Source organism: Blastococcus sp. SYSU DS0541 (assembly GCF_054050875.1).
Map to the genome: position 1 here is coordinate 1 of NZ_JBJHAD010000024.1, position 20,763 is coordinate 20,763.

General features: G+C 74.4%; 19 protein-coding genes, 1 tRNA gene and 1 pseudogene. 14 read left to right on the plus strand and 7 right to left on the minus strand.

Annotation, left to right across the window (positions count from 1 at the left end; genetic code table 11):
- Positions 1-138 precede the first annotated feature (138 nt).
- The 4 genes from ACI794_RS19315 (at position 139) to ACI794_RS19330 (ending at position 5,135) form a co-directional block, all read left to right on the plus strand.
- Positions 139-1,005, plus strand: coding sequence for a F510_1955 family glycosylhydrolase (locus ACI794_RS19315; protein WP_456617131.1), 867 nt, complete (start codon positions 139-141; stop codon positions 1,003-1,005).
- Positions 1,006-1,204: 199 nt separating this feature from the next.
- Positions 1,205-1,292 (plus strand) — tRNA-Ser (locus tag ACI794_RS19320).
- Positions 1,293-1,663: 371 nt separating this feature from the next.
- A complete protein-coding gene (locus ACI794_RS19325) occupies positions 1,664-3,928 on the plus strand; it encodes an immune inhibitor A domain-containing protein (protein WP_456617132.1) in 2,265 nt (754 codons plus the stop codon).
- A gap of 352 nt (positions 3,929-4,280) precedes the next feature.
- Positions 4,281-5,135: a hypothetical protein gene (locus ACI794_RS19330; RefSeq protein WP_456617157.1), complete on the plus strand. Its 855-nt coding sequence runs from the start codon at positions 4,281-4,283 to the stop codon at positions 5,133-5,135.
- Here ACI794_RS19330 and ACI794_RS19335 read toward each other — a convergent pair.
- Genes ACI794_RS19335 through ACI794_RS19350 form a run of 4 tightly spaced genes read right to left on the minus strand, consistent with a single transcriptional unit; the run spans position 5,093 to position 8,317 of the window.
- Positions 5,093-6,265, minus strand: coding sequence for a geranylgeranyl reductase family protein (locus tag ACI794_RS19335; protein WP_456617133.1), 1,173 nt, complete (start codon positions 6,263-6,265; stop codon positions 5,093-5,095). The two genes, ACI794_RS19330 and ACI794_RS19335, sit on opposite strands and share 43 nt — an antisense overlap.
- A gap of 28 nt (positions 6,266-6,293) precedes the next feature.
- Positions 6,294-7,229, minus strand: a complete 936-nt coding sequence (locus tag ACI794_RS19340; RefSeq protein ID WP_456602872.1) for an alpha/beta fold hydrolase — start codon at positions 7,227-7,229, stop codon at positions 6,294-6,296.
- A gap of 50 nt (positions 7,230-7,279) precedes the next feature.
- Positions 7,280-7,852, minus strand: coding sequence for an LOG family protein (locus tag ACI794_RS19345; RefSeq protein WP_456617134.1), 573 nt, complete (start codon positions 7,850-7,852; stop codon positions 7,280-7,282).
- A 6-nt stretch (positions 7,853-7,858) separates the two neighbouring features.
- Positions 7,859-8,317, minus strand: coding sequence for a MaoC family dehydratase (locus ACI794_RS19350; protein ID WP_456617135.1), 459 nt, complete (start codon positions 8,315-8,317; stop codon positions 7,859-7,861).
- Between the two features lie 160 nt (positions 8,318-8,477).
- Between ACI794_RS19350 and ACI794_RS19355 the strand changes: the two genes are divergently transcribed.
- From ACI794_RS19355 to ACI794_RS19370, 4 genes are all read left to right on the plus strand, one after another.
- Positions 8,478-8,954 carry an NUDIX domain-containing protein gene (locus ACI794_RS19355; protein WP_456617136.1) on the plus strand — a complete coding sequence of 159 codons (477 nt, stop codon included), beginning with the start codon at positions 8,478-8,480 and terminating at the stop codon, positions 8,952-8,954.
- A gap of 56 nt (positions 8,955-9,010) precedes the next feature.
- Positions 9,011-9,901 carry a 1,4-dihydroxy-2-naphthoyl-CoA synthase gene (locus ACI794_RS19360; RefSeq protein ID WP_456617137.1) on the plus strand — a complete coding sequence of 297 codons (891 nt, stop codon included), beginning with the start codon at positions 9,011-9,013 and terminating at the stop codon, positions 9,899-9,901.
- Between the two features lie 14 nt (positions 9,902-9,915).
- Entirely contained in the window at positions 9,916-10,248 is a 333-nt protein-coding gene (locus ACI794_RS19365; RefSeq protein ID WP_456602876.1) for a hypothetical protein, read from the plus strand.
- A 133-nt stretch (positions 10,249-10,381) separates the two neighbouring features.
- Positions 10,382-10,975: a TetR-like C-terminal domain-containing protein gene (locus ACI794_RS19370; protein WP_456602877.1), complete on the plus strand. Its 594-nt coding sequence runs from the start codon at positions 10,382-10,384 to the stop codon at positions 10,973-10,975.
- A 12-nt stretch (positions 10,976-10,987) separates the two neighbouring features.
- On the opposite strand, the gene ACI794_RS19375 is transcribed toward ACI794_RS19370, so the two are convergent.
- Entirely contained in the window at positions 10,988-11,707 is a 720-nt protein-coding gene (locus ACI794_RS19375; RefSeq protein ID WP_456602878.1) for a TetR/AcrR family transcriptional regulator, read from the minus strand.
- A 179-nt stretch (positions 11,708-11,886) separates the two neighbouring features.
- Here ACI794_RS19375 and ACI794_RS19380 point away from each other — a divergent pair, with 179 nt between their 5' ends.
- Both ACI794_RS19380 and ACI794_RS19385 read left to right on the plus strand, forming a co-directional pair.
- Positions 11,887-13,002: an NDMA-dependent alcohol dehydrogenase gene (locus tag ACI794_RS19380; RefSeq protein ID WP_456617138.1), complete on the plus strand. Its 1,116-nt coding sequence runs from the start codon at positions 11,887-11,889 to the stop codon at positions 13,000-13,002.
- A gap of 45 nt (positions 13,003-13,047) precedes the next feature.
- Positions 13,048-13,725 (plus strand): HAD family hydrolase, encoded by a 678-nt coding sequence (locus tag ACI794_RS19385; RefSeq protein WP_456617139.1) that lies wholly within the window; start codon positions 13,048-13,050, stop codon positions 13,723-13,725.
- 138 nt (positions 13,726-13,863) lie between these two features.
- On the opposite strand, the gene ACI794_RS19390 is transcribed toward ACI794_RS19385, so the two are convergent.
- Both ACI794_RS19390 and ACI794_RS19395 read right to left on the minus strand, forming a co-directional pair.
- Positions 13,864-14,727 carry a glycerophosphodiester phosphodiesterase gene (locus ACI794_RS19390; RefSeq protein ID WP_456602881.1) on the minus strand — a complete coding sequence of 288 codons (864 nt, stop codon included), beginning with the start codon at positions 14,725-14,727 and terminating at the stop codon, positions 13,864-13,866.
- 50 nt (positions 14,728-14,777) lie between these two features.
- The gene (locus tag ACI794_RS19395) at positions 14,778-15,743 is read right to left on the minus strand and encodes a glucosyl-3-phosphoglycerate synthase (RefSeq protein WP_456617140.1); all 966 of its coding nucleotides are present in this window, start codon (positions 15,741-15,743) and stop codon (positions 14,778-14,780) included.
- A gap of 185 nt (positions 15,744-15,928) precedes the next feature.
- Between ACI794_RS19395 and ACI794_RS19400 the strand changes: the two genes are divergently transcribed.
- The 4 genes and pseudogenes from ACI794_RS19400 (at position 15,929) to fdh (ending at position 20,641) form a co-directional block, all read left to right on the plus strand.
- Positions 15,929-16,186 carry a hypothetical protein gene (locus ACI794_RS19400; protein ID WP_456617141.1) on the plus strand — a complete coding sequence of 86 codons (258 nt, stop codon included), beginning with the start codon at positions 15,929-15,931 and terminating at the stop codon, positions 16,184-16,186.
- A gap of 37 nt (positions 16,187-16,223) precedes the next feature.
- Positions 16,224-16,961 carry a hypothetical protein gene (locus tag ACI794_RS19405; RefSeq protein ID WP_456617142.1) on the plus strand — a complete coding sequence of 246 codons (738 nt, stop codon included), beginning with the start codon at positions 16,224-16,226 and terminating at the stop codon, positions 16,959-16,961.
- Between the two features lie 64 nt (positions 16,962-17,025).
- Positions 17,026-17,265: a hypothetical protein gene (locus tag ACI794_RS19410; RefSeq protein ID WP_456602885.1), complete on the plus strand. Its 240-nt coding sequence runs from the start codon at positions 17,026-17,028 to the stop codon at positions 17,263-17,265.
- Between the two features lie 85 nt (positions 17,266-17,350).
- Positions 17,351-20,641, plus strand: a pseudogene (gene fdh / locus ACI794_RS19415) (formate dehydrogenase).
- Positions 20,642-20,763: the final 122 nt, after the last annotated feature.

The window sequence follows — 20,763 nt, forward strand, 5'->3', positions numbered from 1 at the left end:
CATCTAGAATGAAACCGAGCACGACCCCGGCCGCCCGCGCCCGGCCGGCGCGCCCCCCCCCCCCCCCCCCCCCCCCCCCCCCCCCCCCCCCCACCCCCACCCCCGTCCCCCCTGCACCACCACCCTGGAGTTCCCACCATGCCCACGAGCCGCACCGCTCGTGCCGCCCTCGCCGGCGCCGTCCTGCTCACCCCGTTGACCGGCTGCGCGGCCACCGGCACTCCCGCTGCGCCCCCCGCGACCGGCGACACCACCGGCACGCTGCCGACCGCGCACGTGCACGCCGTCGCCGTCGACCCCGGCGACGGTGCACTGCTGCTGGCCACCCACGAGGGGCTGATCACCGTCGACGCCGACGGTGGGCCGGCAGCCGTCGGCCCGGTCATCGACCTCATGGGGTTCACCGTCGTCGGCCCCGACCACTACCTGGCCTCGGGTCACCCCGGGCTGCGCACCGACCTGCCCAACCCGGTCGGGCTCATCGAGAGCACCGACGGCGGGACGACCTGGACACCGCTGTCGCGCGCCGGCGAGTCGGACTTCCACGCCCTGACCGCCCTGCCCGGCGGCGGCGCGCTGGGCTATGACGGGACCCTGCGCCGCACCACCGACGGCACCACCTGGGAGCCGCTGGGCATCCCGGCCGAGCCGCACACCCTCGCCGCCGCCCCCGACGGCCAGGTGCTCGCCACCACCGGCGCGGGGCTGCTGCGCTCCACCGATGCCGGAGCGACGTGGGCGCCGGTGGACGACGTGCCGCTGCTGCAGGTGGTCACCTGGTCCGGCGACGGCACGGCCGCGGTCGGGATCACACCGGACGGGGCGGTGTGGACCAGCACCGACGGCGCGGTCAGCTGGGTGCAGCAGGGGCAGCTGGACGGGACGCCGCAGGCGGTCGCGGCGACCACCGACGACGGCGACCTGCGCGTCCTCGTGGTGACCGACCACGGCCTGCTCGAGTCCACCGACGGCGGCGCCACGTTCACCGCGGTGCTGTCGGCCTGAGTCCCGGCACCGGTCAGCCGGTCGGGCAGTCGCGCAGCGCCGAGTCCTCGGGCCTCTGGTCCTGGCCCGTGGGCGGCACGGAGGTGACGGCCCAGTGGTGCATGTCCTGCCTTCCATGGCCGTGACGTGACCGGCGTTGCTACCGTCGACATCGCCGATCCCCTGTCCCGCGCGCAGAGTCGCAGGTCAGGAGCCCGGAGGAGGGCTCGCCTAGTGGCCGATGGCGGCGGTCTTGAAAACCGCTAAGAGGTAACCCCTCTTCGTGGGTTCGAATCCCACGCCCTCCGCAGTGTGATGTCGCAGGACATCGGCATGGCCCGGACCCACGATTGGTGGGTCCGGGCGGTGCCTTGCTCCCGAGCCCGTGCCGCCCGGCCGCGGATGTGTCGGACGTCTCAGAACGGCACGCCGCGTCCCAGCGCGTGAGACGACGCCGAACCGTTTCCGGCGCATCCGAAACCGTTTCGCAAGGGTAAAGAGCCAGGTCGCTGCGGCAGTCGCTGACGCTCGGTCACGCTCCGGTGCGTGACCGGTCCGTACCGCTGTGTGGACAGGGTTGCGAGGCTCACCTAACGTCCCGGCCGACCGCCCGAGAGGGCCGCCGGTGGCCCCCCGCCGGTCGGCTGGACGGTCTTCCTCTGACCCAGGAGACGCATCCTTGAAGAGAGCTCTGGCCGTCGTCGCCGGCGCCGCCCTGGTCATGGCGGTTCCCGTGACGGCTTCCGCCGCACCCCCCGCTGAAGGCGCGCCCGCGAACCCCCAGCGCGCCCACGACCTGCCCAACCCGCTCGCCGAGACGCAGCAGGAGCTGCGCGCCGAGGCGCTCGAGCAGGTCCTCACCGGGCAGGCCACGCCGCGTGGCGACAACAAGGTCGTCGAGGTGGCGCGCGGCCGCTACGTCGAACTGGCCCAGGAGGACAGCGACGCGATCTGGACCGTCCTCGGCGAGTTCAGCGACCTGCCGCACAACTCGATCCCCCAGCCGGACCGGTCGGTGGACAACAGCACCATCTGGACCGAGGACTTCTCGCAGGGGTACTTCGACACCCTGCTCTACAGCAGCGCGCCCGGCGTCAACTCGGTGGCGAACTTCTACGAGCAGCTCTCCTCGGGCCGCTACACCGTCACCGGTGAGGTCGAGGACTGGGTGCAGGTGCCGGGCACCGGCGCCTCCTACGGCGACAACGACCTGGGCGACAGCGCCGTCTGGGCCTTCATCAACGACTCGGTCAACGCCTGGTACGACCGGCAGATCGCGGCGGGGCAGACCCCCGAGCAGATCGACCAGTACCTCTCGCAGTTCGACGTCTGGGACCGCTACGACTCCGACGGCGACGGCAACTTCGACGAGGCCGACGGCTACATCGACCACTTCCAGGCCGTGCACTCCGGCGAGGGCGAGGAGGTCGGCGGCGGCGTCCTCGGCGACGACGCCATCTGGAGCCACCGCTGGTACAACCAGACCAACCGGGTCGGCACCGCCGGCCCGACCGTGAACGGTGCGGTCAACCCGCTGGGCGGCACGCCGGTCGGCGGCTCGAAGTACTGGATCGGTGACTACACCGTCGAGCCCGAGAACGGTGGCGTCGGCGTCTTCGCCCACGAGTTCGGCCACGACCTCGGCCTGCCCGACCTCTACGACACCTCGGGCAACAGCGGCGGCGCGGAGAACAGCACCGCCTTCTGGACGCTGATGAGCTCCGGCTCCTACGGCAACTCCGGTCGCCCCGAGGACGGCATCGGCACCCAGCCGATCCACATGGGCGCCTGGGAGAAGCTGCAGCTGGGCTGGCTCAACTACGAGGTCGTGGATCCGGGTGAGAGCGCCGACCTGCGCCTCGGCCCGTCGGCCTACAACTCCAAGGAGAACCAGGCCGCCGTCGTCGTCCTCCCGGAGAGGGAGGTCACCACCGAGATCGGCACGCCGTTCGAGGGCGAGGACTTCTGGTACTCGGGCTCGGGCGACAACCTCGACCACAGCATGCTGGCCGCCAAGCCGGCCGGCGCCGGTGAGCTGACCGCCAAGGTCAGGTACCAGATCGAGCAGGACTGGGACTACGCCTACGCGGTCTGGTCCACCGACGGCGGCAACTCCTTCACCTCGATCCCGACGAACCTGTCGACGACGACCGACCCCAACGGCCAGAACTTCGGCCAGGGCATCACCGGCAGCACCGACGGCGAGTGGGTGGACCTGACGGCGAGCCTGGCGGGCGTGCCCGACGGCGCGCAGATCGGCTTCCGTTACTGGACCGACGGCGCGGCGACCGAGCCGGGCCTGCAGGTCGACGCCGTGGCCGTCGACGACGCCGCCGTGACCGAGTGGACGCTGGACGGCTTCGAGGTGACCACCGGGACGACGACGAACTCGTACTTCAACGCCTACATCCTGGAGAACCGGGCCTACACGGGCTACGACACCGGGCTGAAGACGGGGCCGTACAACTTCGGCGACCCGCGCCGGCCGAACTGGGTGGAGCACTTCCCGTACCAGGACGGTCTGCTGATCAGCTACTGGAACACCCAGTACAACGACAACAACGTCGGCACCCACCCCGGTGCGGGCCTGGTCCTGCCGGTCGACGCCCACCCGGGCCTGCTCTACGAGCCCACCGACGACGAGGGCGAGGACCGCACGAACGGGGAGAGCTGGCGCGCACGGGTGCAGTCCTACGACTCCACCTTCGGGCTCCAGGCGACCGACAAGATCACCCTCCACGACCCGGACACCGGTGTCGGCCAGAAGGTCGGCGGCCTCCCGGCCGTGCGCACCTTCGACGACACCAAGGACTGGTGGGTCGCGCCGGGCGAGCAGCCCGACGCCACCGGCTGGACCGGCGTCGACGTGCCCGAGACCGGGACGACGATCACCGTCACCGGGATGAGCGCCGCGGGTGCCCTCATGCAGGTCCGGGTCAACTGACCCGGTAGAACCACGCGAACGGCCCGCCGGCACCCGCCGGCGGGCCGTTCCGCGTTCCGGGACGCCGCGCGCCGCGGGCCTGTCCCGCGACATGCCGGACCGGCGGCCGGATCGGGGGTGACCGAGGTCGCACCGGGGGCATCCGCGCTGGTCAGCGGGTGCGAAGTCGACATGGCGGCGACCCGGGCGAGGGGTGACCGCCCCATCGGGGGGCCGGTCGCAACGATCGGGTGACGGGCCTTCCGGAGTGGCGTCGAACCCGCCGACGGGGAGTCCGGACAGCCGTAGCTTCTGCCGTGATCGCGGCACTTCCCCGGCCGCGACGCGCGCACGGAGGAGTCCCCTGGTGATCATGGGCACGATGCTGCTGTGGCCGGCCGCGACGGTGCTGGGCTTCCTGCTCTGCACCGCGGTGGTGGTCGCGCTCGGCACCAGCTCCACCGCCCGGTACGAGCACGCCCGTGCCGCCGCCGGCGAGCAGGCCCAGCGCGCCGCGGCGCGCTCCTCGGGCACCCATCCGGCCGGCCGCCGCGTCGCCGCCGCTCCCGCCGGCGGCGGGCAGGGGCAGCCGCGCCCCCGGGGGGTCGCCGTCGCCGTCCGCCCCGCCGCCGAGGCCCCCGCCCCGGCCCGCGTCGCCGTCGCCGCTCCGGGCGCCGGGCACGGCTGGTGGCTGGTCGACGAGGCGGCACAGGTGCTGGCCGGCCCGTTCGAGGACCGGATCGACGCCGACTGGGCGGCGCTGGCCGGCGGGCTGGCGGCGGTCTCCGTCTTCGGGGCCCCGCGCGCCGGCGGCGGCATCGCTCCCCGCCCCTCCCCGGCGGACCGCGCCTGGCTGGCCGAGCTCGGCGACCAGCTGGACCGGCTCCCCGAGGACTGGGACGCGCTGCTGACCGACACCGACCCGCTGACCACCCTGGTCGTGGAGGTCGCCGCCGCGCTGGTCGAGGCGGGGCTGCCGCTGCACGACGCCGCAGGCGCCGGGACGGGGGGCGGGGTCTGCCTGGTGCCCGAGGCCGCCTCCTGCGGGGTCCTGGTCAGCTGGCGCACCCACGACCGGATGGGCGTGCAGCGCTCGCGGGGCGACGCGGCGCTGGAGGCGGTGCAGGAGGTCATGGACGCCGCCCTCGCCGACACCCTCGCCGAGCTCGGCTTCGTCGTGCAGACCTACGGGGCCTCCGGCATCCCGCTGGTGACCGCGCTGCGCTGACCCGCGGCCTCGTTGCGGGGCAGGTGGCGCGCCGCTCCGGCGAGCGCCCGGAGGGTGAGCCGGCCGTCGGCCAGGCCGAGGCGCACCACGTCGTCGAAGACCGGCTGCCGCGACCCGGCGGAGCGGAGCACCGCGTCGACGAGGGCCGGCCGGTGGCTCAGCCAGGACGCCGTCGAGGAGTGCCGCAGGTGCCGGCCCAGCCGGCGGCCCAGCGCCCGCCGGTAGGCGGCCCCGGCTCCCGCCCCGGCCGCGGCCGCCGCGCCGGCCAGGGCGCCGGAGAGCAGCGCGTAGAAGATGCCCTCGCCGGTGAGCGGGTTGATCAGGGACGTGGCGTCGCCGGCCAGCAGCACCCGCCCGTCGGGCTGCCGGGGGCGACCGGTGCTCAGCGGCAGCCGGTGGGCGCGCAGGCCGTCGGGCGCGACGCCGGGCAGCAGCCGGCGCAGCCCGTCCTCCAGGCCCGCCCGGGTCGCCCCGCCGGAGACCAGTTCGCCGTAGCCGACGTTGGCCCACCCGTCGCCGATCGGGAAGGACCAGGCGTAGGCGGGCCAGCGCTGCTCGGTGGTGACGATGACCTGCACCCCGGCCTGCCCCGGCAGCTCGGGGGCGTAGCCGCGCAGCGCGACGGCGAGCCGGGTGGGCGGGTTCCGCTGCACGCGCAGCGCCCGGCGGACCACCGACTCCGCGCCGTCGGCGCCGATCAGCACCCCGGCGGTGACGGACCCGTCCACCTCCACGCGGTCGGGGAGCAGCCGGAGCTGCCGCACCTGGTGCCGGCGCAGCACCGCGCCGGCGTCCTGGGCGGCCGCGACGAGCCGCGCGTCCAGCACGGCGCGGGGGATCACGTGCGAGGGGCGTTCGGTGGCCCGCTCCACCGTGGTGCCGCGCGGGGAGGTCAGCCGCAGCCGCGGGACGGCGGGGAACCCGTCGGTGACGGTGGCCGGGTCCACGCCCAGCCCGACGAGGACGTCGAGCGCCTCGGCGGCGATGCCGTCGCCGCACACCTTGTCGCGGGGGAAGTCCGCGCGGTCGAGCACCAGGACGCGGCTGCCCGGATCGGCCCGCCGGGCGGCCAGGGCGGCGGCGGCGCCGGCCGGTCCACCCCCGACGACGACGACGTCCCAGTGCTCCACCCGCCCGACGCTAGGGGAGGGCCGCTGGTCAGCGCGCGACCGGGCGCGGGACGCCGTCCCAGTTCTGCGAGAGCAGCCGCCGCCAGCTGTCCAGGTCGTGGTCCGCCGGCTCGGTGGTGGCGATGAAGTCGAGCAGCACCTCGCAGAACCGGTCGGGCTCGTCCAGGTGCGGCCAGTGCCCCGCGTCCTCGAACACCTCCACCCGGGCCGAGGGGACGGCGGTGCGCACGGTCTCGGCGTGCTGCGCCGGGACGATCGGGTCGCGGCCACCCCAGATGACCAGCATGGGCACGGAGTCGGCGAGGTAGAGCCGGTCGAGCGCGGTGACCGCCTGGCCGCGGACGTCGACCACCCCGCGCAGGGTGCGCAGGAACGCCCGCCGCGCCTCGACGTCCTGCAGCGCGAGGAGCGCGTCGACGGCCTCGGCGAGGTCGCCGACCTGCCGCCAGCCCGCGGCGCGACCGACCGTCTCGACCACCCGCAGGCCGCTGCGGAGCGGGCCGGAGACGCCCGCGAGGGCGGTCACCACGAGCTCCGCGCCGGGCAGGGTGGCGGCCCGCAGCCCCGCGGAGAGCTCCGGTCCGAGCCCGCCGCTGCCCACGAGCGCCAGCCGCTGGCACCGCTCGGGGAACTGGTAGGCGAACTGCAGGGCGATGCCGCCGCCGAGGGAGTGCCCGACCACGGTGGCCCGCTCGACGTCGAGCACCGAGAGCAGGTCGCGCATCCCGTTGGCGTAGGCGGCGATGGAGTAGTCGCCCCGGGGCTTGTCCGAGTCGCCGTGCCCCAGCAGGTCGGGGGCGATGACGGTGTGGGACCGGGCGAGGCGGTCGATGACCCCGGCCCAGGTCTGGCAGTTGTTCCCCATGCCGTGGAGCAGGAGCAGCGGCGGGCCCTCCCCGGCGAGGAGGAAGGCCCGCTTGTGCCCGTGGACGATCCGCGACTGGCGGACGAGGCGGGGTGCCATCGGCCCAGTGCACCACGGACCGTGTTGCCACGGGGTTACGACTGCGCAGGTCAGGACGAGGAGGGCGCGGTCCACTTCCGCGGCGGGTGCTCGTAGGCCGCGGCGAACCGCAGCAGGCCCTCGGCGTCGCCCACCACGCCGAGCGCGTCGAGCCGGCCCGCGTCCAGGTAGCCGTCGTCGACCATGCGCCGCAGCTGGGCCAGCAGCGGCTGCCAGAAGCCGTCGACGTCCAGCAGCGCGGCCGGCTTGGCGTGCAGGCCGAGCATCCCCCACGTCCACGCCTCGAACAGCTCCTCGAGGGTGCCCGCGGCGCCGGGGAGGGCGACGAAGGCGTCGGCGAGGTCGGCCATCAGCGCCTTGCGCTGGTGCATGGTCGCGACCACCTCGAGGCGGGGGAGCCCCGGGTGGGCGAGCTCGTCGTCGACGAGGTGCTGCGGGATCACGCCCACGACCTCCCCGCCGGCGGCGAGGGCGGCGTCGGCGACGACGCCCATCATCCCGACGCGGCCACCGCCGTAGACGATGCCGACGCCGGCCCGGGCCAGCCCGGTGGCGAAGGCCGCGGCGGCCTCCTGGTGGGCCGGCGGGCCGGCGTGCGACCCGGTGAAGACGGCGATGCGCACCCGGGTCTAGCCGCCGTAGTAGCGGAAGACCGGCTCGGCGATGCAGACCGGCTTGTCGCCGCCCTCACGCTCGATCACGGCCCCGAGCGTCACCTGCAGGCCGCCGGTGACCTCCTCGACCGACTTCAGGGTCGCGGTCAGCCGCACCCGCGAGCCCACCGGCACCGGGGAGGGGAAGCGCACCTTGTTCAGGCCGTAGTTGACGCCCATCACCGTGTCGGTCACGGCGAGGACCTGCCCCGAGAGGGAGGCGAGCAGCGCGAGCGTGAGGTAGCCGTGCGCGATCGGGCCGCCGAAGGGGCTCTCCTTCTTCGCCCGCTCGACGTCGACGTGGATCCACTGGTGGTCACCGGTCGCCTCGGCGAACTGGTCCACGTGTTCCTGGGTGACCTCGTGCCAGTCGCTGGTGCCGAGCTCGGTGCCGGTGAGCCCGCTCAGCTCGGCCATGGTCGTCGTGGTGCTCATCGGTGTGCGCTCCTCCGTCGGACGTGGGTGCCTCCCTGCAACGTAGTCCTGGGCACATAGCGCTCTGCCCACCCCGGCGGGGCAGAGCGCGAGCTCCCGCGGCACACCTCCTGACCCGGCCCGGCGGCGCGGCGGCGCGCGACCGGGTTCACTGGCCGTCGTGCTCTCCTCGACCGACGGCTGGACCGCCTGCAGCCAGGGGCACCGCCACTGGGGGCGGGCCGGCGCGGCCGGCCTGCTGATCCACCGCGACGGACCGGACGGCGTCGAGCTGCTCCTGCAGCACCGGGCGTGGTGGTCCCACCACGGCGGAACGTGGGGAACGCCGGGAGGAGCGCTGCACGTCGGGGAGTCGCCCGCCGACGGCGCGCTGCGCGAGGTGGGTGAGGAGCTGGGGCTCGGCGCCGCCGACCTCGTCCTGGGCGAGAGGTCCGTCGACGACCACGGGGGCTGGGCCTACACCACGGTGCTCGCCCGGCCGGTGCGCCCGTTCGAGGCGGTCGATCTGCGGCTGGACGGCGAGAGCGACGGCGTGGCGTGGGTGCCGCTGGCGGGGCTGGCCGCGGTGGCCCTGCACCCGGGCCTGGCCGCCTCGCTCGACCGGCTGCGGCCGCTCCTCGCCGGCGACGGCGCGTAGAACCCGTGGTCACGGGGCATCGTCGGGCCGATGTCCCCGAGGGTTAGGTTCGGCGCATGAGCGCCCGCGACGACGTCTCCGAGATCTTCGACAGCTCCGCGTGGGCGCCGGTCGAGGGCTTCGACTTCACCGACATCACCTACCACCGGGCCGTCGACGCCGGCGTCGTCCGCATCGCCTTCGACCGCCCGGAGGTGCGCAACGCGTTCCGGCCGCAGACCGTCGACGAGCTGATCACCGCGCTGGAGGACGCCCGGCTGTCCACCGACGTCGGGTGCGTGATCCTGACGGGCAACGGGCCCAGCCCCAAGGACGGCGGCTGGGCGTTCTGCTCCGGCGGCGACCAACGGGTGCGCGGGAAGTACGGCTACGAGCACGACAAGGGCCGCAGCAGCGGTCGGCTGCACGTCCTCGAGGCGCAGCGGCTGATCCGCTTCATGCCCAAGGTGGTCATCTGCGTCGTCCCGGGCTGGGCGGCCGGCGGCGGGCACAGCCTGCACGTCGTCTCGGACCTGACCCTGGCCAGCGCCGAGCACGCCCGGTTCAAGCAGACCGACGCCGACGTCGGCAGCTTCGACGGCGGCTTCGGCTCGGCCTACCTGGCGCGGCAGGTCGGCCAGAAGTTCGCCCGGGAGATCTTCTTCCTCGGCGAGGAGTACACCGCCGCCGACGCGCACGCCATGGGCATGGTCAACCGCGTGGTGCCGCAGGCCGAGCTGGAGCGCACGGCGCTCGAGTGGGGCAGGGCGATCGTGGCCAAGAGCCCGACCGCCCAGCGGATGCTCAAGTACTCGTTCAACCTGATCGACGACGGCCTGGTCGGCCAGCAGCTCTTCGCCGGGGAGACCACCCGGCTGGCCTACATGGCCGAGGAGGCCGTCGAGGGCCGGGACGCCTTCCTCGAGAAGCGCGATCCCGACTTCACCCGCTTCCCCTGGCACGTCTGACCGAGGAGGACCGAATGATCGTCGAGGTGGTCACGGGCGCCGACGAGCGCCCCGAGGCGCGGGTGGTCGACGTCGACGACCTGGGCAGCATGCACCTGGCCCTGGGCGCCGTCACCGACGAGGAGGCGGCCGAGGCGCTGGAGCGGTCCGGCCTGGGCCGGCTCCAGGACGCCGAGACGGCGGTGCTCGACGTCGCCGCGCTGCGCGCCGCGGCCGAGCCGCGCGCCACGGCGCCGGACTGGAACACGCGGTGGGACGAGATGGTCGCCGGCGCCCGCGCGCGCGGCCGGCTCTCCGACGACGGCGCGAAGCTGAAGGTTCAGGTCGAGAGCGCCGCGGGGGCCTGAGCAGCGCGGTCGGGTCCGCCCGGCGGTTGCGGAGAGAAGTCGGCCACACCCAGATGATCGAGATCGTTGTGGTGGGTCCGTTCGCGGGTGAGTATGTCCCGGTGCATATGACTAGCCGTTTCGGGACGGCGTCGTGAGCGGCACGCCGGGGCGTCCGCTGAGCCCGGAGCTGTCCGAGCAGCTGCTCGCCGTCGCCGTCGACATCCTGGCCGACGAGGGGTGGGGTCGGCTGAACAGCGACCGCATCGCCGCCCGCGCCCGCGCGGGCAAAGCCGGCATCTACCGCCGCTGGCCGTCCATGGCGGCGATGGCCCGGGCGGCGGTGAGCCGCTTCGAGCTGGTGGTCGTGCCCCAGGACGCCGGCTCGCTGCGCGCGGACCTGCTGGGTCTGATCACCGACCGCTGGACCCGTCCGCTGGACCGGCAGGAGCGCGCGGTGGCCAGCCTCGTGGGCGCGGCCCGGCACGACGAGGAGCTGCGCGCGGGGCTCGACGAGGCGCTGGTGCGCCCGCTCGCCGCCGCCGTCCAGACCCTCGGGGAGCGCGCCCAGCAGCGCGGGGAGCCCGTGCGGCTCGAGCGGCTGCGGCTGCTCACCTCGGTGCTCGAGGCGTTCTGGTGGCAGCGCTACCGGATGGCCGAGCCGCTGACCGCCGAGCAGGTCGAGTTCGTCGCCGACGAGGTGCTGCTGCCGCTGATGCGGCCGGTCGGCGAGACCGTCGCCGTCTGAGCCTCCGCCGGGTCAGCAGGCCTGGCGCGAGGGCTGCGGACCGGCCTGGGCCGCGGGGATCCCGCGCAGCCGGTCCAGCAGCAGGCTCGCGGTGTCCGCGAGCCCGTCGAGCACCAGGGCGGTGACCCGCTCCAGCTCCGCGCCGGCCTGGGTGGCGTCCGCACCGGAGGCGACCAGCGGCCGGTGCCGGACCATCAGCGCCCGGACGGCGGAGAGCCAGGTGGCCGCCGTGACCGTCGCCGTCGTGGCCACGTCCTCGGGTGTCGGGCCGTCGTCGGCGCGGGCCTGGTCGCTCCAGGCCTCGGCCAGCGCCTCGGTGAGCAGCCGCTCGCTCTCGAAGGCCAGGTCGCGCTCGTGCGCGCGCAGGGCCTCGGACTCGGCGACCAGCCGCACGTGGAGCCGGTGGTCGGCGTCCCCCAGGGCGGCGACCCGGTCGTGCACGAAGGCGCTGAGGTAGCCGCTCAGGGCGGCGAGCGGGCACTGGCCGGCGGGCCGCAGGCGCACCGCGTCGGCCGGGCCGGACACCCACGGGGTGCGCCCGTCGTAGAACAGCTCCTCCTTGGTGGAGAAGTGGTTGAACACGGTCTGGACGGCGACGTCGGCACGGCGCGCGACGTCGGCGATCGTGACCGCGTCGAACCCGCGCTCGGCGAAGAGCTCGTGGGCGACCGCCCGCACGTGCGCCCGCGTCTGCGCCTTCTTGCGCGCTCGCCGGTCCGTCAGATCACCCACGGTGAACAGCCTAGGCACCCATCGTGGTGATCGCCCGGACGGCCGACCGAGCGGTCTGCCGGGCCCGGCCGCCCTGGGGGTCTGCGCCGAACGTCCGGGCCCACCAGGCACGATGGCCGCGGGTCGACCCGGCAGAGGGCCGGGCGCCCCGGACGACGACTGCGAGGAGGGGCCGCCCGGTGCGGACGAGAGCTGCGGTGCTGCGCGAGGCGGGGACCGAGTACGAGGTCGTGGACCTGGAGGTCCTGGACCCCGGGCCCGGCGAGGTGCTGGTCGAGATGGCGTACGCCGGCCTCTGCCACTCCGACGAGCACCTGCGGCACGCCAACCCCGGCGGGCGCTACCCGATCGTCGGCGGGCACGAGGGCTCCGGCGTCGTCCAGGCCGTCGGCGCCGGCGTCACCGGCGTGGCGCCGGGAGACCACGTCGTCACCAGCTTCCTGCCCGCGTGCGGGCACTGCCGGTTCTGCGCCTCCGGCCGGTCCAACCTCTGCGACAAGGGCGCCACCATCGCCACCGGGCAGCTGCCCACCGGCACGTTCCCCTACCGCCTCGACGGCGAGCCGCTGGGCGGCTTCTGCATGATCGGCGCCTTCGCGCGGCACACGCTGCTCAGCGAGTTCTCCTGCGTGCGGATCGATCCCTGGCTGCCGCTGGACACCGCGGCCCTGGTCGCCTGCAGCGTGCCCACCGGCTGGGGCTCGGCGGTCTACTCCGGCGGCGTCCGGCCCGGTGACACGGTGGTCGTGGTGGGCCTCGGCGGGGTGGGGGTCAACGCCGTGCAGGGCGCGGTGCACGCGGGCGCGATGCACGTGATCGGCGTCGACCCGGTGGCCATGAAGCGGGAGTTCGCCGAGTCGTTGGGCGCCACCCGCACGGTCGCCGACGCCGGTGAGGCGGTGGGCCTGGCCCGCGAGCTGTCCCGCGGCACCGGCGCCGACGTCGTCGTCGTGACGGTGGGGAAGATGACCGGCGAGGTCTTCAAGGCAGCCTCGGCGTGCCTGGGCAAGGGCGGCACCCTCGTGCTGACCGCGCTCGCCGACCGCCCCGACGAGGGACGGGCGACGCTCAACGGGCAGGTCACCACGGTGCTCGAGCACCGGGTGCAGGGCGCGATGTTCGGCTCGTGCAACCCGTTCACCGACATCCCGCGGCTGCTGCGGCTGCACGAGGAGGGCCGGCTGGAGCTGGACCGGCTCATCACGCGCCGCTACGCGCTCGACGAGGTGAACCAGGGCTACCGCGACCAGGCCGCCGGCGAGACGGTCCGCGGGCTGCTCGACCACTCGCGCTGAGGCGGGGTGGGGTTCGGTCGTGCCGCGCGTGGGCAGCCCGGGAGGGTGACCGACCTCCGCATCGCCGTCCTCGACGTCGACGGCACCCTCGTCGACAGCAACTACCAGCACGCCCTCGCGTGGTACCGGGCCTTCCGGTCGCTGGGCGAGACCTTCCCCGTCTGGCGCATCCACCGGCTGATCGGCATGGGTGGTGACCGCCTGCCGGCCGCGCTGGGCGGGGACGAGGTCGAGGAGCGCATCGGCCAGGAGTCGCGTGACCGCTGGGTGGTCGAGTTCGACCGGCTCATCGACGAGGTCGCTGCCCTGCCGGGCGCCCGCGACCTGCTCACCGCCCTCGGCGACCGCGGTCATCGGGTCGTGCTGGCCAGCTCCGGCAAGGCGCAGCACGTCGACCACTTCCTCGACCTGCTGGGCGCCCGGGACCTCGCGGAGACGTGGACGACCAGCGAGGACGTCGAGTCCAGCAAGCCCGCGCCCGACCTCCTGCAGGTGGCCCTGCGCAAGCTCGGTGAGCCGGCGTCGACGCCGGCTGTCGTCGTGGGGGACTCGGTCTACGACGTGGAGGCCGCGAAGAACGCCGACATGCCCGCGCTCGTGGTGCGCTCCGGCGGGTTCGGCGACGACGAGCTGCGCGGGGCGGGGGCTCTCGACGTCTTCGACACCCCCGGCGACCTCGCCGCCGCGCTGGACCGCCTCGACCTCTCCACCGCCTCCACCTGACCAGGCCCGCCCGCCCGCGACCTCGGGGCCCGCGCCCGAGGTGAGTGAGGGTCCGGCGGACGCTGGCGCTCTGCCCACACCCCGTGGGCAGAGACTGACCGTGCCCGTGGACCTGCCGGGTGACGGCAGGCGGGTGCGTCAGGCGGCAGGGGTCGTCCCGCGGCCCAGCCGTCGGAGCGCCTCGTCCGGCCGGTCGGTGATGAGGGCGTCGACCCCGAGCCCGACCAGGAAATCGATGTCGGCGGGCGTGTTCGCCGTCCACACGTGGACCTCCTTGCCCGCGGCGTGCGCCTGCGCGACGAACCCCGGGTCGGCCCGCACCAGCGCGACCCCGGGGCCGACGCCGTGCGCGGCGCCCGCCAGCAGCTCGGTCCGCACGGCGCGCAGCCGCTTGCCGATGAGCTGCACGGTCGGGACGCCGGGGGCCAGTGCGTGGACGCGGCGCACCGCGAGCTGGGAGAAGCTCATCACCCGGAACGCCGGCCGCCCGCCCCACTGCGCCGGCCGGTCGCCCCGCAGGAGGCCGTAGCGGCGCAGCGAGCGCACCAGCTCCTGCTCCACGCGGTTGGTGTGCCGGGTCGGGTGCTTGGTCTCGATGGCGAGCCGGACGCTCCCCGGTGTCGCGGAGACGTACTCCAGCAGCCGGTCGAGGGTGAGCACCCGCCCGTTCTCGACGTCGGGCTCGTCCGCGGCGACCGCGTCGTCCACCCGGATCCGCCGCGCCCGCCGGGCGCCGAACCGGAACTGCTCGAGCTCGGCGAGGTCCAGGGCGGAGACGACGCCGCGGCCGTTCGAGGTGTGCCGGACCCTGCGGTCGTGGACGCAGACCAGCACGCCGTCGCGGGTCATCCGCACGTCGCACTCCACCGCGTCGGCGCCGATGACCGTGGCGTTCCGGTAGGCGGCCAGCGTGTGCTCGGGCGCCTCCGCCGTCGCCCCGCGGTGCGCGACGACCTCGGGGCCGGTCACCGGGTGCGGGGGCGTGGAGCGGTCGTGCGGCACACAGCGATCTTCCCCGTGCGGGACGGCCCTCGCGACGACGGGTGCCGCCGTCAGACGGCCAGTCGCGCCCGGTACTCGGCGACGGTGATCATCGGCGGGCGCTCGTCGACCGCGACGGCGCTGCTGCGGGGCACGAACCCCGTGCCGTCGCGCCGGAACTGGGTGAGCAGCCCGCTCGGCTCACCGGCGCAGGCGGCCCGGGCCAGCACGGTGGCGACCACCTGCCCGGCCATCTCGCCCAGCGCCTCGACGTCCTGCGAGGTGTGCCGGCGCTCGCCGAGGTCGACCTGGGCCAGCGAGGAGAGCCCGCCCAGGCGCAGCAGGTCGACGAGCAGCCCCACCTCCACGCCGTAGGCCGAGACGAACGGCACCTGCTCCAGCGCGGAGCGGCGGCCGGCGTACTCGCCCCCGAGCGGCTGCACGATGCCGGCGAGCTCGGGCCACAGCGCGTTGAGCAGCGGCCGGGCGGTGAGCTCGGTGACCCGGCCCCCGCCGGCGGGCACCACGGTGTCCCCGACCTCCAGCGGCCGGGTGTAGCAGCCCTTCACGTAGGCGATCTGGGGGTCGGCCAGCAGCGGCCCCAGCAGACCCGGCACGTAGTGGACGACGTCGCCCAGCAGGTCGGCGTCGAGGAATACGACGAGGTCGCCGGTCGTGGCGGCCAGCGATTTCCAGAGCGCCTCCCCCTTGCCGCGGCGGGTGCCTGCGGCGGGCAGCACGTCGGTGGTGGCCACGACCTCGGCGCCGGCGGCCCGGGCGACGGCGGCGGTGGCGTCGGTGCTGTCGGAGTCGACGACGACCAGTTCGTCGACGAGAGGGACGCCGCGCACCCAGTGGGCGTGCAGGTCGGTGACGAGCCGGCCCACCGTCGCCTCCTCGTTGCGGGCGGGGAGGACGACGCTGACCCGGTGCCCGCCGCGGCGTTTCGCCCGCAGCAGCGCATCGACGTCGATCGCGTCGAGGGAGGTCGCGGTCGACGTGCGGTCGGCGAACCAGGCGCGGGCGTCGGGTCTCACCCGCACACTGTGGGTCAGGCCGGGAGAGCGCACCAGGGAGCGGCGCCGCTGTTCACCGGCCCGTCACGCGGGCGTTCCCGGCACTGGGGCCTCCGGGCCGACGGCGACGGCGCGCGCCAGCCCCGTCGGAGAGCTCCCGGCGGCACCGAGTCGCGGGGCGGCCGGGCCTCCTCCACGATGCGGGCATGACCCCAGGTCAGCTGCCCGGACCGCAGGTCCGGGGCGAGGACCGGCGGCGGGTCGCGCTCCTGCTGGAGACCGCCGACGTCCTGGCCGAACGGGCCCACCGGACCGCCGATGCCTCCCAGGCGCAGGTGCTGCTGCGCCGGTCCGCCCAGCGCCGGGCGCAGGCCGCCCGCCTGGCCTCCACCGGCCCGCCCTCGACGGACGGGCACCGGGGCGACGGTGCGCCGTCGCGCAGCGGAGGCGGCGCGCAGAACTGAGGTCCGCGGGGAGGCCGCGCGGCGTACCGTCCCCGGCGTGGTCGCTGGACTCCCCCCGGCGCCCCGCTGGGCGTGGGCCGTCATGGTGCTGGGCCTGCTGGCGGTCTCGGCGCTGGCCTACCTCCTCCTGAACCGGCCACCCCCGCCCGGGTTCACCGCCCCCGCCTCGGCAGGGCTGGGCCTGGAGGAGACCGCCCCCGCCGCCGTCCCGCTGCGGATGCTCGTCGTCGGCGACGGCACCGCCCTCGCGCCCGAGGGGGTCACCGCGTGGCCGCAGCTGGTCGCCGACGGGCTCTCCGGCGGGGGCACCCGCCCGGTGGAGCTCACCGTCGCCGCGGCCGACGGCAGCGGCTACCTGGACGCGCCGCCCGAGGGCGCGACCTTCGCCCAGCACGCCGAGGCCGCCGGCGGTGACTGGGACGTCGTCGTCTTCTCGGGCTCCCGCCACGACAACGACGCCTTCCCCGACGTGCAGGCCGCCGCGCAGGCGACCTTCGAGGCGGCCCGCGCGGCCTCGCCGGACGCCGCGCTGGTGGCCGTCGGCCCGGCGTGGCCGGAGCTCCCTCCGCCCGGGTACATCCAGACCGACCGCGACGCGGTCTCCGCGGCCGCCGCGGCGACCGGCATCGCCTTCGCCGACCCGCTGGCGGAGGGCTGGCTGACGGGGGAGGGGCTGGTCGGCGAGGACGGCGCGACGCCCACCGAGGCCGGGCACCGCTCCGTGGCCGACCGGGTGCAGCCCCTCGTCGAGCCGCTGGTGCCGGCCGGTGGGTGAGCCGAGCGCATCCGCCGTCGCCGGGGACGAGCGCCCCGCGCCCCGGCGCGGTTACCGTGGCCGGATGCTCCGCTGGCTCTGCGCGTCCGTCGCCGGGGCCGTCGTGTCCGGGTTCGCCTTCCTGCTGATCACCGGTGAGTACAGCAACGAGGGGCCGGTGCTCCTGACGCTGGTCGGCAGCCACGGGGTGCACGCCGGCGACCTGTTCGTCCTCGCGGGGTGGGCGGTCGCCGTCCTGGCGCTGGTCGGGCTCGCCGCGCCGCCCGGCCGGGTCGCGGACGCGGAGGCCCGCGCACGCGGCTGACGCCGTCGTCCTCACGGGGGATGCGGACCCGGGGCGCGGGCCTGTCGGCGCGCCGCGCGGGGCACCGGGTGGCAGAGTGACGCCCGTGAAGACCTGGCTCGACAGCTGGCCGGTGTACCGCCAGCTCACCGGCTCCGACCCCCTGGGCAGAGGCAAGGCCGCGCGCAGCAAGGCCACCGAGGCCACCGTGTCGCGCACCGCCACCGCCGACAAGATCGTGAAGAGCGTCTGCCCGTACTGCGCCGTCGGCTGCGCCCAGAACGTGTACGTGAAGGACGAGAAGATCGTCCAGATCGAGGGCGACCCCGACTCGCCGATCAGCCGCGGCCGGCTCTGCCCCAAGGGGTCGGCGAGCAAGCAGCTGGTCACCAGCCCCACCCGCGTCACGACGGTGAAGTACCGCCGTCCGTTCGCGACGGAGTGGGAGGACCTCGAGCTCGACACGGCGATGGAGATGATCGCCGACCGCGTCCTGGAGGCCCGGCGCAAGGGCTGGCAGGACGAGAACGACGGCAAGCGCGTCAACCGCACCATGGGAGTAGCGAGCCTCGGAGGGGCGACCCTCGACAACGAGGAGAACTACCTCATGAAGAAGCTCTACAGCGCCCTGGGCGCGATCCAGATCGAGAACCAGGCGCGCATATAGCACTCCGCGACGGTGCCCGGTCTGGGTGCCTCGTTCGGTCGTGGCGGCGCCACGAACTTCCTGGAAGACCTCGCGAACTCCGACTGCATCGTCATCGAGGGTTCGAACATGGCCGAGTGCCACCCGGTGGGCTTCCAGTGGGTGGGTGAGGCCAAGGCCCGCGGCGCGAAGATCATCCACATCGACCCGCGGTTCACCCGCACCAGCGCGATCGCCGACCTGCACGTCCCGCTGCGCATCGGCACCGACATCGCGTTCCTGGGCGGCCTGATCAACCACGTCCTGAGCAACGAGCTGTACTTCGAGGAGTACGTCGTCGCCTACACCAACGCCGCGGCGCTGGTGGGCGAGGAGTTCGTCGACTCCGAGGACCTCGACGGCCTGTTCTCCGGCTACGACCCCAAGAACCGGGTGTACGACGAGGACACCTGGCAGTACGAGTTCGAGGAGCCCCCGCACTCGGGCGCCGACGACCCGGCCGAGGCCGCCGAGCAGGACCGGCTCGAGGACGACCCCGCCGTCAAGAAGTCCGACCGCGCGCAGGCGGCCGGCAGCGGTGGCCCGCCGATCCCGGCGAAGCCCAAGCGGGACGAGACCCTGCAGCACCCGCGCACCGTCTTCCAGGTGCTCAAGCGGCACTTCGCCCGCTACACCCCGGAGATGGTGTCCGAGGTCTGCGGCATCGAGCCGGAGGTCTTCGCGCAGGTCGCCGAGTGGGTCACCAGCAACAGCGGCCGCGACCGTACGACGGCGTGGGTGTACTCGGTGGGCTGGACGCAGCACAGCGTCGGCGCGCAGTACATCCGCACCTGCTCGATCCTGCAGACGCTGCTCGGCAACATCGGCCGCCCCGGCGGCGGGATCATGGCGCTACGCGGGCACGCGAGCATCCAGGGCTCCACCGACGTCCCGACGCTGTTCAACCTGCTGCCGGGCTACCTGCCGATGCCGCACTCCCACCAGCACGACACCCTGGAGGACTACGTCGCCGACGCCGCCGGCAAGGGCGGCTTCTGGGGCAACAAGCCCGCCTACATGGTCAGCCTGCTCAAGGCCTGGTGGGGCGACGCCGCGACGCCGGAGAACGACTTCGCGTTCGACTACCTGCCCAGGATCGACGGCGACCACAGCTCCTACCGGACGATCGCCGACATGATCGCGGGGAAGGTCTCCGGCTACTTCCTCGTCGGCGAGAACCCCGGGGTCGGGCACCCGAACAGCCGGATGAACCGGTTCGGGCTGGCCAACCTGGACTGGCTGGTCGTCCGCGACCTCCAGATGATCGAGTCGGCGACCTTCTGGAAGGAGGGCCCGGAGCACGAGACCGGCGAGCTCGCGCCGGAGACGGTCGGCACCGAGGTCTTCTTCATGCCGGCCGCCACGCACGTGGAGAAGGAAGGCACCTTCACCCAGACGCAGCGGCTGCTGCAGTGGCGGCACAAGGCGGTCGAGCCGCCGAACGACGCCCGCAGCGACCTGTGGTTCTACTTCCACCTCGGCCGGATCCTCCGCGAGCGGCTGAAGGACTCCACCGACCCGCGGGACCGCCCGCTGCTCGACCTCACCTGGGACTACCTCCCCGAGGGCGAGCACGAGGAGCCGAGCGCGGACCTCGTGCTGCGCGAGATCAACGGCTACGGCCCCGACGGTCAGCTGCTGAACTCCTACATGCAGATGAAGGACGACGGCTCGACCACGGGCGGCTGCTGGATCTACTGCGGCGTCTACGCCGACGGGGTGAACCAGTCCGCGCGGCGCAAGCCCGCGAAGGAGCAGGGCGCCGTCGCCTCCGAGTGGGGCTGGGCCTGGCCGCTCAACCGGCGGATGCTCTACAACCGCGCGTCGGCCGACCCGGACGGCAAGCCGTGGAGCGAGCGCAAGAAGTACGTGTACTGGGACGAGGCCGCGGGCGAGTGGACCGGCGACGACGTCCCCGACTTCGAGAAGAAGAAGCGGCCGGACTACGTGCCGCCGGACGGCGCCAAGGCGCAGGACGCGCTGGCCGGCACCGACCCGTTCGTCATGCAGGGCGACGGCAAGGCCTGGCTCTTCGCGCCGGCGGGCGTGGTCGACGGCCCGCTGCCGACGCACTACGAGCCGGCCGAGTCGGTGGTGGAGAACGCCTTCTACAAGCAGCAGGCCAACCCGACGCTCGAGATGATCGAGGGGCCGTGGAACCGGGCCAACCCGACGCGGAGCGAGGTCTACCCGTTCGCCGTCACCACCTACCGGCTGACCGAGCACCACACCGCCGGCGGGATGAGCCGCACGCTGCCCTACCTCTCGGAGCTCCAGCCGGAGTTCTTCGTGGAGGTGAGCCCCGAGCTGGCGCGGCTGCGGGGGCTGAGCAACGGCGAGTTCGCGACGCTGGTCAGCGCGCGCACGGCCGTGGAGGCGAAGGTGCTGGTGACCGAGCGGGTGCGGCCGATCAAGCTGCGCGACGGCACCGTCGTCCACCAGATCGGCATGCCGTACCACTGGTCCTACGCCGGCATCTCCACCGGTGATGCGGCCAACGACCTGCTCGGCATCGTGATGGACCCGAACACCCACATCCAGGAGTCCAAGGTCAGCACCTGCGACATCGTCGCGGGGCGGCGGCCGCGGGGGCCCGAGCTGCTGGAGTTCGTCGAGTCCTACCGCCGCCGGGCCGGGGTGCCGTCGGGGAAGGTCGGCGTGAACGGCCGCGACCCGGTGGCCGCCGAGGCCGGCGAGGGGTCCACCCAGTGACCCCCGCTGGGATCAGGTTCCCTGATCGTGGCGTGTCCTCCCTCAGGGTGTGCGGTGAGGGTGGACGCGCTGAGGTGAGGGAGGACGTCGACGGCCCGCGTCGGCACGACCGCGAGAGGAGG

Coding starts and splice junctions, on each gene's coding strand:
- ACI794_RS19315 (WP_456617131.1), top strand. CDS start 139: ATGCCCACGAGCCGCACCGCTCGTGCCGCCCTCGCCGGCGCCGTCCTG.
- ACI794_RS19400 (WP_456617141.1), top strand. CDS start 15,929: ATGACCCCAGGTCAGCTGCCCGGACCGCAGGTCCGGGGCGAGGACCGG.
- ACI794_RS19350 (WP_456617135.1), bottom strand. CDS start 8,317: ATGAGCACCACGACGACCATGGCCGAGCTGAGCGGGCTCACCGGCACC.
- ACI794_RS19410 (WP_456602885.1), top strand. CDS start 17,026: ATGCTCCGCTGGCTCTGCGCGTCCGTCGCCGGGGCCGTCGTGTCCGGG.
- ACI794_RS19340 (WP_456602872.1), bottom strand. CDS start 7,229: ATGGCACCCCGCCTCGTCCGCCAGTCGCGGATCGTCCACGGGCACAAG.
- ACI794_RS19365 (WP_456602876.1), top strand. CDS start 9,916: ATGATCGTCGAGGTGGTCACGGGCGCCGACGAGCGCCCCGAGGCGCGG.
- ACI794_RS19330 (WP_456617157.1), top strand. CDS start 4,281: ATGGGCACGATGCTGCTGTGGCCGGCCGCGACGGTGCTGGGCTTCCTG.
- ACI794_RS19360 (WP_456617137.1), top strand. CDS start 9,011: ATGAGCGCCCGCGACGACGTCTCCGAGATCTTCGACAGCTCCGCGTGG.